Below are 2,210 nucleotides of genomic sequence, written 5' to 3' on the forward strand. Positions count from 1 at the left end.
GGGTCGGATCGCCCAGCAGCCAGGTCGGACCCGGCGGCTTGACCGTGCAGGTCAGGACCAGGCCCTTGGCCTCGGCCGCCTGGCTCCAGTGCTCGCGGATGTGTTCGACCTTGGCGGCCAGGTCGAACGGCACGCTTTCCAGGTCCAGCTTGCCGGCCTCGATCTTGGAGACGTCGAGGATGTCGTTGAGCAGGGTCAGCAGCCCCTCGCCGGAGCGCCGCAGGATCCGCACCTGCTGGGTCTGGCGGGGCGACAGCTGCTCCATCTCCAGGGCGCGGGCCATGCCCAACACGCCGGTCATCGGCGTGCGCAGCTCATGGCTCATCAGGGCCAGGAACGAGGTCTTGGCCTGGTTGGCGGCGACGGCCTCGGCGCGCAACGCCTCAAGCGCAGCCGCCTGCCGGCGGTTGGCCAGGCCGGCGCGCAGGCTGTAGACGGCCGACATCACCGCTCCGAGGGCCACGAAGATCTGCTCCTGACCCCTGAAGCCGGAGAAAAAGCCGCAGAGCACGATCAGCAGGACGGCCGGTCCGCCGCCGATCATGGCCAGCATCACCTTGGAGCGGGCGGCGAAGGCCTGGGCGTGGGCCAGTTGGGCGGCCAGCAAGCAGATCGCGGCCATGCGCAGGCCGGGCGTGCCCGGGAACCACAGCATTAGCACGAAGGCCCACCAGACCAGGTTCGTCCACACCACGGCCAGGAAGTAGAGCAGCCGCTGGCGCGCCGTCGGGCGCTGGCCCCGGCGCTGCGGGCTGGCGGTGATCCAGGTGGAGACCTCGGCGACGACCAGGGCCGCCGTCCAGGCCAGGGTGATCCCCCAGCCCAGGCAGAAGCCCGACAGCACCACGCAGAAGGCGGACGCGACCAGGCGAAGGCCCAGGGTCGGCAGAGAGGTCACGGTGACGGTGTCCATGCCGTCGTCCAGCCATGTCGAGCCGTTGGCCACGCGTTCCCTCCCCAGTTGAACGAACGTGTTCAGTCATGGCTGGGACGGCAGGTCAAATGAATTTGCGAGATAGTCGCATCAGGTGGCCGGTCCGAAGGTCAAAGCCGATCCGGGCGAGGTCGGCGCGCGCGCCTAAGCCTCCAACTCAAGCGCCTCGTTGATCGCCCCAAACAGTCCGTGGATGGTGATCGGCTTGGCCAGGTGCAGGTCGGCGCCGGCCGCCAGGCAGGCCTGGACCTGGTGGGGCATGGCGTTGGCGGTCAGGGAGATGATCGGGGTGCGCGCCAGGCCCTGTTCGCGCTCGCGGGCCCGGATGGCGGCGGTGGCGGCCAGGCCGTCCATCACCGGCATCTGGGTGTCCATCAGGATCAGGTCGAACGGCTGGGCGGCGAAGGCGGTCAGGGCCGCCTGGCCGTCGGGGGCGATGGTCAGGTCCGCGGCGTCGCCCAGCATCAGATCGACGACCTGCTGATTGGTCGGATGATCCTCGGCCAGCAGGATCCGCAGGCGACGCGCGATCTGCGGCTGGTCCGCGGTCGGTTCCGGCTTCGCCTTGCAAGGGCAGCTCGCATCGCCTTCGCATGCGCCCAGGATCGCCTGGAAGGTGAAGGTGGCCCCGTGTCCGGGCCGCGCCGCGCAGGCGATGTCGCCGTCCATCAGTCGCGCCAGGCGCCGGGCGATCGGCAGGCCCAGGCCCGAGCCGCCGGCCTGGCGGGTCACCGAGCCGTCGGCCTGCTGGAAGCGTTCGAACAATTGGTCGCTGCTGGCTGGGTCGAAGCCCTCGCCGCTGTCCTGAACCGAGACGCTCAGGGCCACGCCGCCGCCGGGTGCGGAGGTGGTCGAGGCGTGGACGTGCACGCCGCCGGCGCTGGTGAACTTGACGGCGTTGCTGGTCAGGTTGGCGACGATCTGGCGGATGCGCAGGGCGTCGCCTACCACCTGGTCGCGGAAACCGTCGGCGAAGCTCAGCTGGAAGCCGAGGTCCTTGTCGCGGGCCACCGCCTCGAACACCGCCGCCGCGGCGGTCACCGCCTCGCGCAGGTTCATCGGCTCCTCGACCAGCTCCAGCGCGCCGGCCTCGATCTTCGACAGGTCGAGGATATCGCTGAGCAGCAGGTTCAGGGTGCGGCCCGAGCCGAGGATCACCGACATCATCTCGCGCTGGCGCGGGGTGAGGGTGCTGCGGCTCAGCACCTCGGCCATGCCGATCACCCCGTTGAGCGGCGTGCGGATCTCGTGGCTCATATTGGCCAGGAACTCGCTC

General features: G+C 70.0%; 2 protein-coding genes. Both read right to left on the reverse strand.

What is annotated here, in order from left to right; all coding sequences use genetic code 11:
- The coding region (locus AC1DZ6_RS23870) for a histidine kinase dimerization/phospho-acceptor domain-containing protein (protein ID WP_477099590.1) at positions 1-946 on the reverse strand (946 nt) is incomplete at its 3' end.
- 132 nt (positions 947-1,078) lie between these two features.
- Positions 1,079-2,210, reverse strand: a 1,132-nt coding sequence (locus AC1DZ6_RS23875; protein WP_477099591.1) for an ATP-binding protein, incomplete at its 5' end; no start/stop codon positions are given.

The organism is Caulobacter sp. P1_B12_2 (genome assembly GCF_056406675.1).